General features: G+C 63.5%; 20 protein-coding genes and 1 pseudogene. 9 read left to right on the forward strand and 12 right to left on the reverse strand.

From position 1 onward, the window contains the following. Positions 1 to 116: 116 nt before the first annotated feature. Positions 117 to 707 carry a DUF7110 family protein gene (locus tag BLR34_RS10070; protein ID WP_092702599.1) on the forward strand — a complete coding sequence of 197 codons (591 nt, stop codon included), beginning with the start codon at positions 117 to 119 and terminating at the stop codon, positions 705 to 707. Between the two features lie 70 nt (positions 708 to 777). On the opposite strand, the gene BLR34_RS10075 is transcribed toward BLR34_RS10070, so the two are convergent. The 4 genes from BLR34_RS10075 to BLR34_RS16980 all read right to left on the reverse strand — a co-directional run bounded on the left by BLR34_RS10075 (position 778) and on the right by BLR34_RS16980 (position 2,949). Then, the gene (locus tag BLR34_RS10075; protein WP_092702601.1) at positions 778 to 1,563 is read right to left on the reverse strand and encodes a DUF7388 family protein; all 786 of its coding nucleotides are present in this window, start codon (positions 1,561 to 1,563) and stop codon (positions 778 to 780) included. A gap of 75 nt (positions 1,564 to 1,638) precedes the next feature. Further along, entirely contained in the window at positions 1,639 to 2,232 is a 594-nt protein-coding gene (locus BLR34_RS10080; protein WP_092702603.1) for an NUDIX hydrolase, read from the reverse strand. A 25-nt stretch (positions 2,233 to 2,257) separates the two neighbouring features. Continuing rightward, positions 2,258 to 2,746 (reverse strand): DUF7109 family protein, encoded by a 489-nt coding sequence (locus tag BLR34_RS10085; RefSeq protein ID WP_092702605.1) that lies wholly within the window; start codon positions 2,744 to 2,746, stop codon positions 2,258 to 2,260. Between the two features lie 32 nt (positions 2,747 to 2,778). Then, positions 2,779 to 2,949, reverse strand: a complete 171-nt coding sequence (locus tag BLR34_RS16980; RefSeq protein ID WP_176765289.1) for an HVO_0758 family zinc finger protein — start codon at positions 2,947 to 2,949, stop codon at positions 2,779 to 2,781. A gap of 128 nt (positions 2,950 to 3,077) precedes the next feature. Here BLR34_RS16980 and folP point away from each other — a divergent pair, with 128 nt between their 5' ends. The 3 genes and pseudogenes from folP to BLR34_RS10100 all read left to right on the forward strand — a co-directional run. After that, a complete protein-coding gene (folP, locus tag BLR34_RS10090) occupies positions 3,078 to 4,256 on the forward strand; it encodes a dihydropteroate synthase (protein ID WP_092702608.1) in 1,179 nt (392 codons plus the stop codon). 2 nt (positions 4,257 to 4,258) lie between these two features. Next, positions 4,259 to 5,368, forward strand: coding sequence for a glycosyltransferase family protein (locus BLR34_RS10095; protein WP_092702610.1), 1,110 nt, complete (start codon positions 4,259 to 4,261; stop codon positions 5,366 to 5,368). Between the two features lie 43 nt (positions 5,369 to 5,411). After that, positions 5,412 to 5,711, forward strand: a pseudogene (locus BLR34_RS10100) (DUF5518 domain-containing protein); the annotation flags it as partial. On the opposite strand, the gene BLR34_RS10105 reads toward BLR34_RS10100, so the two are convergent. Further along, a complete protein-coding gene (locus tag BLR34_RS10105; protein ID WP_368086087.1) occupies positions 5,634 to 6,935 on the reverse strand; it encodes a lycopene cyclase in 1,302 nt (433 codons plus the stop codon). The pseudogene BLR34_RS10100 and the gene BLR34_RS10105 sit on opposite strands and share 78 nt — an antisense overlap. 64 nt (positions 6,936 to 6,999) lie before the next feature. After that, positions 7,000 to 8,256, reverse strand: coding sequence for an RNA-guided endonuclease InsQ/TnpB family protein (locus tag BLR34_RS10110; RefSeq protein ID WP_092702614.1), 1,257 nt, complete (start codon positions 8,254 to 8,256; stop codon positions 7,000 to 7,002). 252 nt (positions 8,257 to 8,508) lie between these two features. Between BLR34_RS10110 and BLR34_RS10115 the strand changes: the two genes are divergently transcribed. Together BLR34_RS10115 and BLR34_RS10120 are read left to right on the forward strand one after the other, a co-directional pair. Then, positions 8,509 to 9,147 (forward strand): metal-dependent hydrolase, encoded by a 639-nt coding sequence (locus tag BLR34_RS10115; protein ID WP_092702616.1) that lies wholly within the window; start codon positions 8,509 to 8,511, stop codon positions 9,145 to 9,147. Positions 9,148 to 9,194: 47 nt separating this feature from the next. Further along, the gene (locus BLR34_RS10120) at positions 9,195 to 9,947 is read left to right on the forward strand and encodes a creatininase family protein (protein WP_092702618.1); all 753 of its coding nucleotides are present in this window, start codon (positions 9,195 to 9,197) and stop codon (positions 9,945 to 9,947) included. Between the two features lie 4 nt (positions 9,948 to 9,951). Here the strand turns inward: BLR34_RS10120 and BLR34_RS10125 are convergent, their stop codons facing one another. The 3 genes from BLR34_RS10125 to BLR34_RS16985 form a co-directional block, all read right to left on the reverse strand. Further along, positions 9,952 to 10,359, reverse strand: coding sequence for a DUF5790 family protein (locus BLR34_RS10125; RefSeq protein WP_092702620.1), 408 nt, complete (start codon positions 10,357 to 10,359; stop codon positions 9,952 to 9,954). A 68-nt stretch (positions 10,360 to 10,427) separates the two neighbouring features. Beyond that, positions 10,428 to 10,829 (reverse strand): Hsp20/alpha crystallin family protein, encoded by a 402-nt coding sequence (locus BLR34_RS10130; RefSeq protein ID WP_218120877.1) that lies wholly within the window; start codon positions 10,827 to 10,829, stop codon positions 10,428 to 10,430. Further along, positions 10,826 to 10,984: a DUF7559 family protein gene (locus BLR34_RS16985; RefSeq protein ID WP_176765290.1), complete on the reverse strand. Its 159-nt coding sequence runs from the start codon at positions 10,982 to 10,984 to the stop codon at positions 10,826 to 10,828. The genes BLR34_RS10130 and BLR34_RS16985 overlap by 4 nt, the downstream gene beginning before the upstream one ends. Before the next feature lie 139 nt (positions 10,985 to 11,123). Between BLR34_RS16985 and BLR34_RS10135 the strand changes: the two genes are divergently transcribed. Both BLR34_RS10135 and BLR34_RS10140 read left to right on the forward strand, forming a co-directional pair. Further along, positions 11,124 to 11,363 carry a PRC-barrel domain-containing protein gene (locus BLR34_RS10135; protein ID WP_092702622.1) on the forward strand — a complete coding sequence of 80 codons (240 nt, stop codon included), beginning with the start codon at positions 11,124 to 11,126 and terminating at the stop codon, positions 11,361 to 11,363. Between the two features lie 4 nt (positions 11,364 to 11,367). Then, positions 11,368 to 11,826, forward strand: coding sequence for an NOB1 family endonuclease (locus tag BLR34_RS10140; RefSeq protein WP_092702624.1), 459 nt, complete (start codon positions 11,368 to 11,370; stop codon positions 11,824 to 11,826). A 3-nt stretch (positions 11,827 to 11,829) separates the two neighbouring features. On the opposite strand, the gene BLR34_RS10145 is transcribed toward BLR34_RS10140, so the two are convergent. The 3 genes from BLR34_RS10145 to BLR34_RS10155 form a co-directional block, all read right to left on the reverse strand. Continuing rightward, positions 11,830 to 11,988, reverse strand: a complete 159-nt coding sequence (locus BLR34_RS10145; RefSeq protein WP_092702626.1) for a CopG family transcriptional regulator — start codon at positions 11,986 to 11,988, stop codon at positions 11,830 to 11,832. Positions 11,989 to 12,050: 62 nt separating this feature from the next. Continuing rightward, positions 12,051 to 12,824: a CPBP family intramembrane glutamic endopeptidase gene (locus tag BLR34_RS10150; RefSeq protein WP_176765291.1), complete on the reverse strand. Its 774-nt coding sequence runs from the start codon at positions 12,822 to 12,824 to the stop codon at positions 12,051 to 12,053. Between the two features lie 40 nt (positions 12,825 to 12,864). After that, the gene (locus BLR34_RS10155; RefSeq protein WP_092702630.1) at positions 12,865 to 13,050 is read right to left on the reverse strand and encodes a DUF7554 family protein; all 186 of its coding nucleotides are present in this window, start codon (positions 13,048 to 13,050) and stop codon (positions 12,865 to 12,867) included. 83 nt (positions 13,051 to 13,133) lie between these two features. Here BLR34_RS10155 and BLR34_RS10160 point away from each other — a divergent pair, with 83 nt between their 5' ends. Beyond that, entirely contained in the window at positions 13,134 to 14,204 is a 1,071-nt protein-coding gene (locus BLR34_RS10160) for a helix-turn-helix transcriptional regulator (RefSeq protein WP_092702632.1), read from the forward strand. The last annotated feature ends 20 nt before the right edge of the window (positions 14,205 to 14,224 follow it).

The raw sequence follows: 14,224 nt of genomic DNA on the forward strand, positions 1-14,224 counted from the left end.
GTCGTCGGTCGAACGCGGTACCGAAGGATAGCCCATTTATGGGTGGGACCCGTAGGTACCTGTATCGAGTCGTTGCCAGAGCAGACAACCCGGTTCACTCAGCTCCCCCTACATCCATGACCAGCCGCGTATACAGACTCCACTCGACGCTGGAACTGCCACTCGAAGAACTCCACGAGTATCTGGAGGACCCCGACCTCCCCGAACGCGTCGACGACATCGAGTTTACCCGACGAAACAACACGCTCATCATCAGTGCGGTGCCGGCTGATGAAAGCATCAGCAAGTACACGCCGACGGCGCAGTTGAAAGCCAGCGTGACAGAGAACCGCGTCTACGAAGAGGACCCAGAAGAGACACCACCGGGGAAACCGCCCCGGACCAGCGGCGGCGGTCCCCAGTGGGGCTCGCTGGACGAGGAAGAAGAAATCGAGTCAGAACTCGTCGAGTACGCCTGTTTCAAGGGCGACCGCGAGACGGTACTCCAGAACACTGCACTCCAGTACCAGATGTTCGAGGTCCTGTGTGAGATTGCCCGTCGGGCCGAGAAGGGCGCGCTCACCGCCGTCGCAACCAACGAAGAAGACATCGAGGCGATTCGCATCGTCGACGGCGAGGAGGTTCCGGCCTCGATTACCGTCACCGAGGACCCCGGCGAGGGCGACGAAGACAGCGGTGTCGACTGGCGAAGCAACGAGTTCATCTAGCCGCACGTCCGGCTGGTCGACTTCCTTTTTGTCGTAAGTTGTGTGTACACAGCCGCGTCGACAGCGGCGGTTACACCCCGAGGGCGTCGAGTCCACGGGCCGGGTAGGCGACGATGTGGTCGACGCCAGCCTCCTGGAGGAGGTCGACCTGATGGGAGACGCTGTCGTTGACGCCGACGAGCGCGTAATCACAGCAGGCTTCGAGCAGCGTCTCGCGGGCGTCACCCTCGATGTCGCTGTCCCGGGGGCAGTCCTCGGGGAGCGCGGCCCGCACGGGGCCACGGCGGGCCGTGTACTCACCGACAGCATCGAGAACGACGTCTTCGTCGTCGGTCAACACCGTCGGCGCGTAGACGGCAATCTCACCGTCGAAACCGACCTCGCGGAGCGCCCGCACGTCACGGACGGTACTTCGCGAGAGGAGTTCGTACTGCGTGCCGCCGGCAGCGAGGGCCGTGCGTTCGATGCCCTCTGTACCGACCCACGGCGCCTCGCTGTCGGCGACCGCGGCACCGAGTCGCGGAGCGATAGCCCGCTTTCGCTCGGCGCGTTCGAGGTAGGCAGGGTGGCCGGCGACGAGGACCTCGCCGACGACCTCGGGAATGTCGGCCCGGACACTCTCGTCGCCGAGCGGGTCGAACCCGTCGGCGCGAACCGGGACCGTGGCCCGCACGTCGGCGTGTTCGGCCAGGCGTTCGAAGACGGCTGGCGCTGGGACGTGCTCGTGGCCTTCGTAGTCGATGGTCACAGTCTGCACGTCCAGGTCGCGGGCGCGTTCGACGTCGACCTCGCTCGGCTTGAGCGCGACCGCGTCGATGCCCACGTTTGTCAGCCGTTCGCCTGTTAGTACTGTCATGGCCGTTTCGTCTGTGTTTCTCTACCGCCGGTGAGACATAATCCTGTCGGTCGAGACGAAACTCCGGGTGCGCTGCTATAGCGGGTAATCTGCGTCCGCGTCGACGACTTCGTCGACCTCGGGTGTCGTCCAGTCGGTCGTCAGTTCGAGGAACTGGACGAGCATACGGGCTGTCGCCCCCCAGACTGTGTACTCGTCGACATAAAAATAATGAACCCGAATCCGGCCGCGTTCGGGGTGGTCGCGGTACTCACCGTGGTAGTTGTCGCGGTCGGTGAGTGCCGCCACCGGGAGGACTGCAATCTCGGCCACCTCGTCGTCACAGGGCTGGTACTCCTGGTCGGGCACCCGGGCGACGAACGGGCTGACCGAGAAGCCGGTGACGGTCACGATATCGTCGAGTCGGCCGACGAAGTCGGCTTCGTCAGGGTCGAGACAGATTTCTTCGTCGGCCTCTCGGGTGGCCGTCTCCGAGAGCGTATCGTCTTCGGGCTCGCGTCGCCCTCCGGGAAAGCTCATCTGACCGGGGTGATTCGAGAGGTGATCCGCACGCTTGGTAAAGAGGAGATGCGGCGTGTCGCGCTCGATGACGCCTACCAGGACCGCCGAGTCGCGGCGCTCGGCCGTCGTCAGCGTCGGGTCGAACCGCTTCACCCCGTCGAGGTGCATGCCTGTAGCAACGTGACCCAGCGGCTTAATTCGTTTGTGTCGCCCCAGCCAGTTCCTCGCGAATCCCCTCGACCGTCACGCCCGCCCAGGGTTCGAGTTCGTAACTCGCATCCAGCAGCGTGTCGATACGCTCCGTGTCGTCGGCCTCGATAGCCGCCATAGCGTCCTCGCGGAACATCTCGACGACCGCCGGACCGACGACTTCCGTCGAGACGGTCCTGGTCTCGACGTCCAAGATGTGTGGCAGGTCCCGCGCGTCGGTCGGCAGTGTCGGGAACGCGAGCGGCCCGGCGAGCAATAGCGGCTCGGTGACCGCCGCCCCCAGCGCGTCCGGGTCGACGGCGACGAGATAGTAGGCTTTGATTGCCTCATCAATTGGGTCCTCGAAGGCGCTCGCGTCGTAGCCCTCGCCCTGTCTGTACGCAAGTTCGGCGAGCGCCTCCGAAAGCTCGTCGTGTGTGAGCCCCCCAAAGAGGTCGACGACGCCGGCCAGCTCGTCTCCGGTAAACTCCATATGCTACTTCGGGACTGGCGTGGTCTTTACTGTTATCCGACTTCCTTCCACTCTGCGCCACACTCGGGACAGACCCGTACCTTGCCGACGACCTCCGGGTCGTTCTCCGTGTCGAGGTCGATATCACACGTAGAACACCGTAATCGCCCGTACGTGTCTTTCTCCAGCTCTCCGGCCCGTAGCCCCTTTCGTGTCGATTCCATAGCTGTGTGTATGTGACACAATCGTAAAAGATTCATGTTGTATTACCTATATATAGAGCGTCCGGCTGGCCGGGTCGGTCACCTTCCGGAACCGGCAATCATTAATAGATACAATCCAATTGCCGGTAATGCGAACTGTCGACGCAGCAGGGCTGCGTATCGGTGACGAGTATCCGACGCGGATTATGGGCGTCTTGAACGTCAGTAAAGAGTCACCGTACGACCCGTCGGTGTACGACGACCCGGGCGAGGCGGCGGCGTACGTCGACGACGAACTCATCGGAGAGGGGGCCGATATCGTCGATGTCGGCCTGGAATCGGCGAACAAACGCCTCGATGTGCTGTCGGCCGAGCAAGAACTCGAACGGCTTGATACCGCCGTCGAGACGATTGAATCCGTGAGCGGCGATGCCATTTTCTCTATCGAGACGCGGTATGCATCGGTAGCGGCCGCCGCGCTTGACCGCGGATTCGACATGGTAAACGACATCTGTGGCTTTGCCGACCCGGAGATGCCCGAAATCTGTCGGGAGTACGACGTGGCTGTCGGCAAGATGGCGAGTCCGCCGGACATCGAACGCCCCGGGGCCGTCGGCGACGTGGACTGGGCGGACGCCCGCTCGCCGGAGTGGGCACAGCAGGCCGACTACGTCGACAAGGTCTACGCCGCACTCGACCAGAACGGGATGACCGAGAAGACGATTCTCGACCCCGCATTTGGGGGCTGGAGTGAAGCCAAGACCATAGACAACGACCACGAGACGTTCCGCCGGCTGCCGGAGTTTCGCGCCTACGGACGGCCGCTGCTCGTCTCTATCAACCGCAAGAACTTCCTGCGGACCCTCGCCGACCGCTCGACCGAGGAAGCCCTCCCTGTCAGCCTCGCCGCAACCTCGATGGCCGTCGAGCGCGGCGCACACGTCGTCCGGACCCACGACGTTGCGGAGACGAAAGACGCCGCGCGTATCGGTGACGCCTTCACCGAGCGAGCGAGCACGACCGCCTCGGGCGCGACCGCAACAGAACTCAACGCCCCGACGACCGGCGAGCTACGGCGGCGTATCGACGGAATCGGTGCCGACGGAGACGCCGACAGTCTCGCGGGTCGCGTCCTGCAGGTCGATGGCCTGAGCGAGGCGGCGCGACGGGAACTCGCCGAGGCCGCCGAGCAGGTGGGCGTCACGGTTGTTGCCGGCCCAGACGGTCTCTTGCTCGGTGGCTCTGGAGCCGCTCTTTCGGCGCTTGCCGACGGGCTATCGACGCCGGAACTCGACGGCGTCGTCGACGTCTGCCGGACTGGGAGGTAGCGATGGATTACGCACAGGAGTACGTGACGACGGTACACGACCTGACGGACCCGACGCCAGCAGCACCGCTGGCGGAGTGTGCGGTCGTGGTACCGATTGCCGGCGACGAGCCCGCAGCGGTGACGCCCGAACACATCTTCTCGACGCTGGAGACAGTCGGCCCGGCTTCTGTGGTCGTGCCACTGCGCGCTCCCGCGGAGACGGCTGGTGCGTTCAGAGAGTGGATACAGAACTTCGAGGTCCCGGTGACCGTGCTGTGGTGTGACGCCGACGGCATCGGCGACAGACTCGCCAAGCACGGTCTCGATGGCCCGCACGGGAAAGGGCGTGACGTGTGGCTCGGGCTTGGCGTCGCCGCCGACCGGGCCGACTACGTCGTCGTCCACGACGCCGACGCGACGACCTACGGTCGCCACCACGTTCCGCGACTGCTCGCGCCGCTTACCCATGGCCACGACTTCGTCAAGGGGTACTACGCCAGAGTAGAGAACGAACAGCTCTACGGCCGACTTACTCGTCTGTTCGTCGCGCCGTTGGTAGACGCGCTCCGTGAGAACCGCCGAGCGGCGTTTCTGGAGTATCTCGATGCCTTTCGGTATCCGCTCGCTGGCGAGTTCGCCGTCACCGCCGAGGCCGCCAGACGCCTCCGCGCACAGCGGACCTGGGGGCTCGAAGTCGGCCTGCTCGGTGACGCCTACGGGGTCGCTGGCCGGGACCGGACCGCACAGGTCGACCTCGGTGTCCACAGACACGACCACCGGCCGGTCGAGGGGTCGAGCGGGCTATCGACGATGGCCGACGAAGTTGGCGCGGCGCTGTTCCGAGCGCTTGCTGACCACGGCATCGACCCCGACTACGACCGACTCCGTGAGCGGTACCGGACGGCCGCCGACCGCCTCGTCGACCAGTACGCCACCGCCGCCTCACTCAACGACCTCGAATACGACCCGGCCGCCGAGCGCGAGCAGGTTCGTGCCTACGCCGAGAGCGTCGACGCTCCCGGTCCCGACGACAGACTGCCGGCCTGGACCGAAACCGACCTCTCGCCGTCGGCCGTGCTACACGCGTCACGGAACACGGAGACGACCGCAAGCAGTCCATCTCCGGACTGAAGGTGGCCGCCGGGTTCAAATGACCCCGGCGCGATGAGTCACTATGACTGACTGGGATGCGGTCCTCAGCGGCTTTCTTACCATCGTCATCCTCGGGTTCCTCGGCATCATCATCCCGGGTGTGGGACAGCTCACAGCAGCACTGCTTGGCGGTGGCGTCGCCGGATACAGAGCGGGCGGTGGCCTGGCAAGCGGGTTCTGGCACGGGCTGCTCGCAGGCAGTTTCGGCGGCGTCGTCCTCGGTTTCGTTCTCTTTGTCGTCCTCTCAGTCACGGGGCTGGCGTTCGGCCCCGTCGGGGGCGCTATCGGCAGTGCGCTCGGGCTCGGGACGTTTTTCGTGGTCGTGGCCATCGCCATGGTCGCGGCGGTCGACAGCGCCGTCGGCGGTGCCCTCGGCGCGCTCGTTGCCGAGTGAGTGAGCCGCGAGCGCCTCGTGTATCCCGAGGACCAGCCCGGGCACCACGATCATGAAGATGTGTTCCTCGACCGGGATACCAAAGAGGTCGTACCCCGTTCGCATGGTGATGTCGAAGACGCCGACTTCGAGCGTGTACCAGTCCCAGACGTAGGCGATGGGGTAGACCGCGAGGATGGTACGGGCGGCCCGTCCCAGTGCATCGGCGTAGACGAGAAGCGCGAGTGCAAGCGAACCGAAGGCGACCTCGGTCGCCAGATAGGTGTACGAGCCAAACACGGTGATATCGGGAAGCGCGACACCGGCGAGTGGTTCGAACCAGACCGCCATGACGAGGACGGCGAGGAAGACGTATGCGCCGCGGATGAGCAGCATCGTCCCGACGGTTGGCCCGCCTCTGCTGGCGACCAGTGCGACCATGCCGAAGGCGAGTGCGCCAAGGGGTGACGACGGCGGGAAGAGCCCCGAAAGCGTTCCCCAGAGGACGCCGACCAGTCCGAACACGACGAGCGTAAACGCAAGCGTCCGTGCCCGGGAGCGACCGAGCACGACCGCGACCGTCGCCTTCGAGATAGAGCGGTCGTAGTCGTAATCCTGCTCGTCGTCGATGATTTTCACGCCGGCAAGCGTCACCAGAAAGACGAGCGCGAACCCGACGGCGGTCGGAGAGACTGCCGTCGCCTGGACGTAATGGCCGCCGACGATTGCGAGCGCGATGCCAGTCGGATAGCCGAGCGTCGTCGTCACGGGGTTCGTGTCCAGTTGCGGGGCATGGAGGAAGCCGATAAACCAGGTCGGCAGCGTAATCAGGACCGCAGTGGTGTCGACCAGCACACCGAGGGCGAGGACACAGGCGGCGAACCCGGCGGTCGCTCCGACGAGCGCGAGGCGACAGCCCCGGCCTGTCAGGGGATGGTCGTCGTCCTCGCCGCGCCCATAGAAGTCGACGTAGCCGTCCTTGACGTGAGCCGTGTAGACGGCACAGAACATCGCCGCCATGTGGACGGCCCCGACGCCGAGACCGAACTCGCCCGCGACGATTGCGCCGAACCAGGAGGCTGCAAGCGGCGGCAGCATAAACACCGGATGGACCTGTGAGGCCAGCGCCCGCAGGTCCGCTCGCGGCCCAGTCGCGTGGCGTGCAATTGCCATATATTCACATTGTCCAGCCGCCGAATAAGTCTATCCGTGAGACCGATACCCAGAGACATTTGAGCTACCCACCCGTGAACAGGTGGGATTCAGCGTGGACTCCCGTTCTGGCCTCAGTTGAGGCAGGTGATTCATACTCACCATTCACGTTCAACGTCCCGCTGTTCAAGCGCACGCCCAAGGGTGCGCCTCCGTCGTCGCCTGTTTGGTTCCGACGGAGATACCGCAGGCCAATGTTTTTCGCCGCATCGTAGTCAGCGTGGTTCAGGTAGCCGCATTTCAGACACGCAAACGACTCACTCTCGCGGTTGTCTGGGTGGGTAAATCCACAGTGTGAACACCGCCGAGACGTGTTCTCCGGGTCAACCTGTGCTACGTCGATACCGTACTCTACGGCTTTGTACTCGGCGTATTCGTACAAGCGGGTAAACGCCCACTTGTGACCCCACGACGCCCCAGTGCGGTCACGGATGTTCGTTAACTCCTCGAACGCAATCACCGAACACCCGTGGTCACGAGCTTCAGCAACGAGTTCGTTCGATATGCGGTGGAGTGTCATCGTGAACCGCCCTTCCTCTTTGCGCCCAACCGACTGGATGTTCTCGTGTGCCCACCGTGTGCCGTGTTCCTGCAAGTCGCCACGCCGCTTCTCGTATTCACGACGCCAGTGGTTGAACTCGTTGCCCGTCCAGAACGTGCCAGTCGAGGCAACGGCAAGGTTGTTCACGCCGAGGTCAACCCCGAGAACTGTTCTGTTCTCAGTGGTTGCCTGCTTCGACGTGTCAGGCTCCACGTCCGTCTTGCAGTGGATGTGAAGCATCCAGTTGCCGTTACTGTAGTGTAGCTCCGACCCTGTTGTCTCGTACTCGTCGGAGAAAAGGTAGTCCGCGTGGGGCGTGTCACTGGCCTTGTCTGGCAACACGTAGTCGGCCTCGATACGACCGTCCGTGGTAGCGAGACCCACGTGGTCGTCGTGAAGTGTCGCCGTGCGATGGTCGTAGACGACGTGTGGACTGGTAAAGTGAGGCTTGCTGGCTTTCTTCCCGTTTTTCCAGCGTGCAACGACGCTCTTGCAGGCTTCGGCGGCCTTGTTGCGGGCGGCTTGTACCAGTCCACCGTTGAAGCCGTCTGTGGCTTCGCGCACCTCATCATAGGTTTCGTCGTCCAACGTCGTCTTGCTGGTGGTGACGTATTCACCCTCGAACGCATGGTCTGTGACGTACTGAGCGCACCACAGGAATGTATCGACGGTATCTTCGAGGAGTGCGGCGCCGTCACTGTCCACGTCGAGTTTGACCGGAACAGTTCGCCGCACGCCTATATGTTAATATGTAACTGCATAGATTCAAAATTACTGGGGGAGTAGGCCAAGTCTTTGCTGATAGAGTGGCTCAATAGCGTACGGATTCAGCCACCCCCTGGAGAGGTTGGTTTGGCGGTGTTTAGTTAAGCGACCGTGGAGTCAAAGAACCAGAAAGGGGCTGGAACTGCACAGCTGATAAATTCTGCTAGAGTAAACACTACCGTTGGTTTTCTCCTGCATTTTATAACGGCCGACATCGAACCGGCAGGTATGCCGAACTACCCGACACACGCCCGATGGGGGCGTATCGGTGCTATCGTGATTGCGTTCGCAACCGGCGGCGCACTCTTTGCCGTGTTCGCGTCGCCAGCCCTGGCGCTCGCTGGCGCGGCCGGCGGTGGTGCAGCGACCTTCGTCGGCGCGCTGTTTCCGGATATCGACCACCACAAGTCAATACCCCGGCGGAAGGCAGTCAGAGCGTTTCAAGTACTCGTCTGGCTGGGCGTCGTCGCGCTCGCGGTGCTTTCCTGGGATATACTCGTCGAGGGGGTCGAGACGGCGCTTGTCGGCCCGGGTGAGACCGCCCTCGCGGAAGGACTCGGGAACGCGCCCGAGATTCCGCCCGCCTTCGTCGCGAGCATCGTCGTCCTGCTAGTCGCGCTCGGTCTCGCCAGGGTTGTCGACCCGTTCATCGGACTGGTGACACGCCGCCACCGCGGCTGGACCCACAGCGTCCCGATCACCTTCGTCCTGACCGGTGCCGTCGCCGGTGCGGTCTGGGTCGCCACCAGCGATATCGTGCTCGCGGACGGGTTGGCCTTCGAGCGACAGGTCACGGCGGTCAGTGTCGTCGGCACCTTCTTTCTCGGCATCCTCATCCACCTCGGCCTCGACGGCGAAATCATTTGAGCAGGTGAGGGGGTGAAGCTTTATCTCTCCCGCCCACAGGCGGGGATATGAAGCTCTCGGAGCACACCTGGACCGACGTTGCGGACTGCGAGACAGACCTGGCGGTCCTCCCTGTCGGCAGTACCGAACAGCACGGTCCACACGCCCCGCTTGGGACTGACGCGCTGACGGCCGCCGCCGTCGCCGAGGCGGGTGTCGACCGCTACGACGGGACCGCCGTCATCGCACCGACGATTCCGGTCGGCGTCGCGGCCGAACACCGGCAGTTTCCCGGCACGCTCTGGGTGAGTCCCGAGACGTTCCGACGGTACGTCCGCGAGACAATCGAGAGCCTGAGGACCCACGGGTGGGACCGTATCGTCGTCGTCAACGGCCACGGCGGCAACGTCGACGCGCTCCGGGAACTCTGTGGCACCCTCGTCCGCGAGTCGGAGGCCTACGCGGTTCCGTTCACCTGGTTCGACGCCGACATCTACGACGACATCGAGACAGATATCCGGATGGGTCACGGCGGCCCTGTCGAGACGAGCGTTATCCAGCACACTGACCCCGAACTCGTCCGTGAGGAGCGAATGAAGCGCGCCGGCGAGGAGAGCGCCACAGGGTGGGGAGAGTACCAGTCTGGTGTTAACCTCGCTTACGACTCCGCGGAGTTCACCGAGAACGGGGTCGTCGGCGACCCGCGCGAGGGCGGACCAGCGGTCGGCGAGGGGTTGCTCGACGGTGCGGTGACGGCACTCAGCAGACTGTTAGAAACGGTCGCCACGCGGGATGTATCACGACCACAGCGGCGGGACTGAGAACTCAGGCCTCGGCAGCGTCCTCATCTGCGTCTTCGAGGGCGCCCTTTAGCTGTGGGACCGTGCTGGTGAGGTCACCCACCTGCTCGCTCGCGTCCTCGATGTCGGCGATGAGGTCTTCGACCTCGGCAATCTCCGCTTTGAGGTCCTCGGCATCCTCGAACGCATCTGCCTTCTCGCCCATCGTGAACCACTTTTTCGCGTCGCGCAAGTCGTCGCGGGCGTCGCCGACATCGAGTGCCGAACGGAGCGCGTTGAGCACGCCCAGCGTGTTCTCGGCGTCGACCTCCCAGACCGTCTCGGCGTCCGGAAGCGACTCGCGGGCGGCGTTGAGCGAGGACTCGACATCCTCGCGCATCTCTGAGGCCGCCTCGGTGAACAGTTCGTCGTCGTCGAGTGTTGCCTGAGACATATCTGGTAGTATGCTACCGGTAGGGTTAAAAGACCGCCTGAAAGTGAAAGTGAAGTTACCAGGGCGTGTCAGGATTCGTCTGCAGTCGCCGACTCCGGCGACGTTTTCGGAAGCTGAACGCGAAGGGTCCCTGCGTCGGTAAGCGTCGCACTCGCCTCGTCGGGGTCGACCTCGGCGTCGGTGGGAACGGCGACCCGGCCGTCGAGTGTCAGCCCTCGTCCCGGAAACTGCATCTCGAACCCGTCGTAGAAGTCCCGGAAGCGGTCGACCCGGACGACGATTGCGTCGTCTTCGTATTTCACCTGTACGTCGGCGGGGTGTGCCCCCGGCGCGTCGAAGACAGCGAGGAAGGCGTCGTCGCTCTCGTAGAGGTCAGCCGGCAGCGGTCGCTGCTCCTGTGCGCGGCCGAACATCCGACCGACCGTCTCGAACAGCGACGAGCCGACCGATTCGCCGAGGTCCTGAATCATAGCTCGACCTCCGAGAGGCACTCGGTTCCGTTACAGTACGGACACTGGAAGTCTGTAACGCCGACCTCCTCGGGCATGTCGTAGGTGTAATGAAGCTCGAACATGTCGAGTTCACAGTCGTCGGCCGTACAGACGACTTCGAGCGTGGCTGGCATAGCTGACAGTAGGGCTGGAGCCGTAATCAATTGCCGGGTCTGCGGGCCGAACGGCCGGGACACCGGGTGCAGGCCCGACCAAAGACGTTAGCCAGACAACAATAAGATTCAATTGGGCGGGGTGGGAATAGGGCCAACAATGGCAGAAATACTCGCCGAGAACCTGTCCGGGAAAGCGGTCATGGGTACGGACGGGACCGAACTGGGGATGTTGTACAACATCTCGATGGATTTAGACACCGGACAGCTAGAGAATCTGATTATCACACTCGACGAGACCGCCGACCCAGCAGAGTTCGAGCGAAACGAGCAGGGTCGGGCGCTCGTTCCAGTACAGCGCGTGCAGGCAGTCAAAGACCACATGATAGTCGACCGGTAATCGAATGTACGTTCTCGATTCCTCGGCGTTCATCCACGAGTATCACACCGACGAACCGATAGCCTCGGTGCCGCTGGTCCGGGAGGAGCTCGAAGACGAGAGTGCCTACCGGTTCGACGCCCTGGAGGGCTCAGGGATGCATCTTCACATCCCCGACGAGGAGACGGTCGTCCGCATCGAGCGCGCCGCGCGAGAGACCGGCGACCTCGAAGAGCTCTCCGAGACAGACGTTCGACTCGTCGCTGCGGCCTTCGAGCTCGATGGCACGCTGGTCACCGACGACTACGCGATGCAAAACGTGGCCGAGAAGCTGAACGTCACCGTCGAAGTTATCGAACGTGACGGTATCGCCGAACAGCGCGACTGGACGTTCCAGTGCCAAGGCTGTGGCCGAGAGTTCGACGACCACCACGACCGCTGTCCAATCTGTGGCAGCGACCTCTCGCGGAAGAACCCGGCCTGACCGCTACTGGTCTGGGACGCCAGCACCCTCTTCGAGGGCGTCGGGCCCGAGGTCGACGAGCTGGCGCAACACCTCTTCCTCGGTCACACCGTGTTCCTGTGCCAGCGTCCGGACCTCTCGCGAGGTGCCGTCGTCACACACCAGTGTGTAGTGGGCGACCATTGACAGAGACTACTCGCCAACAGGGCTTAAAATGGCGTCAGACAGCTGTCTGACCGCCGCCTCTACAGTATGTTCGTCGCGCCCACGTAGAGATTGAGATAGATAACGACATTCCAGCAGGCGTGGACGGCAATCGGCACGGTGAGGTTCTCGGTGTACTCGTGTACTCCGCCGAGGACCAGTCCGGAGACGAAAGCGACGGCCACGTACGCGAGTCGGCTCCCTGCGCCGACAAGTGCAACGTAGTGAACCAGCCCGAAAACGAGCGCCGCGCCAAGGATGCCCGGAATGACGCCGTAGGCGCGTCGGAACAGCCCCTGAACGACACCTCTGAAAAGCAGCTCCTCGGCCGGGGCGTTCAGGAAGACGACCAGCGGGACGAAATAGAGGAACAGCTGGGGGTTGTCCTTCCCAATATCGACGGTGGCGTTTTCGGCGGGTTCGAGGCCGAGCTGTGCGAGAACAACGTCGAGGCCGACCATGAACGCGACGAGCAGCGAGAACCCGAGCAGTATCCACCGGATATCGTGCCAGGTCGGGCGGACAGCCCGGACGAGTGCGCCATCGTCCCAGCGGAGATAGGCACCGGCGACGACGAAGAATCCGACGAAGTGTAGCCCCATCGGCACAATCTGTGTAAGCACCGGCGCATTCGCCTCTGTCAGACCGGCCCCATCGAGTACCGAGAGTCCGAAACTCTGGATGATGCCAGCAACGAGAAAGGCGACGGCAACGAGCAATAGCGCGTGTGTGATGTTCTCGACGCGCTGGAGAGGGTCGGCGGTCCGAACGAGCGGCCGTTTTTCGGGGACGCCGTCGTCGGCTGTCGGCTCCATGCCTATCCTAGCGTCCTCACGGTCAAGTTTGCACCGATTCCTATATGCGGTCGAGCAGCCAGAGGACGATGAGGACAGCAATGACGAGTCCAATGAGGTTCGGAAGCAGGCCCAGGAGACTCCCGAGCAGGTCCACTGTCGCATCCAGAACCTCAAGGACGAGCCAGACGAGGACCAGCACCAGGATGACTTGCAGGAGCGTATCGGCGTCGAGTTCTGCTCGCATACCAGTCTGTGTGTTGGCCAAGGTAAAATTCGTTCCGGCCGGTCGGACAACACATATGACGCCACGGCAAGAAAGCACGCACGATGAATCGCACTCGCTGGACCGTCATCGTGGGTGCTGTCGCCCTGGCCGCGGCACTATTCGGGGCAGCCGCGGTCGTCGGTACGGCCGGGGCCGCCGACGACGCGCCCGAGGGGGCGCTGTTCCAGACGGATATCGACGCTGACACCGTCAGGATGGCGGCGACTGTCGACCAGGCCGGGGACGCAACGTGGCAGGTGACTTACCGGCTCGACCTCGACGGCAACGAGTCGGTGCAGGCATTCGAGTCACTCCGGGCCGACATTCGTGCCAACGAGTCGGCGTATCTCTCCCCATTTACCGACCGAATGCGACGGACCGCAGACACCGCGTCGAACGCGACTGGACGCGCGATGGCCATCAGAAACACCACTATCGACACCCAGCGGATTACACAGCCCGACGCCGAGTTCGGCGACGTCGTCTTCTCCTTTAGTTGGACGGGCTTTGCCGCCGTCGACGGCGGAACCGTCCGCGCAGGCGACGCAGTCGACGGGCTCTTTCTCGACGAGCAGTCGAGTCTCACCCTCAGCTGGACGGGCGAGTTGACCGTCGATTCACAGACGCCACAGGCGGACACGGCCACCGGACAGCGGCTCACGTGGCGCGGTCCCATCGAATTCGAGACCGGCGAGCCACGGGCAGTCTTGGTTCCGCCATCAGAGAGTGACGGGAACGCAATATCGCCACTGATGGTCGGTGCGCTGCTGGTCGCCGTTGTCGGTGTCGGTCTGGCAGCGTTCCTCAGCCGACGCGACGGCGACACCCCGACGGTAACAGAGGAAGAGCCGACCCCCGCGGCCGAGTCGGAGAATCAGGGGCCGCCCTCAGAGCTGTTGAGCAACGAAGAGCGCGTACTCGCGCTCGTCGAAGACAACGGCGGCCGAATCAAACAGAAGGAAGTCGCCGAACGCCTCGACTGGAGCGCGGCGATGACCAGCCAGGTCGTCGGCGACCTTCGAGAGGCCGACGAAATCGAGACGTTCCGCATCGGCCGCGAGAACGTGCTGACACTGCCCGATGTGGACATCGTCCCGGAGGACGAAGGGACGAGCGAGGACGAGACCGGATAATCACCAGACGCCAACGGCTA

This window comes from Halovenus aranensis (genome assembly GCF_900100385.1).
Taxonomy (GTDB): domain Archaea; phylum Halobacteriota; class Halobacteria; order Halobacteriales; family Haloarculaceae; genus Halovenus; species Halovenus aranensis.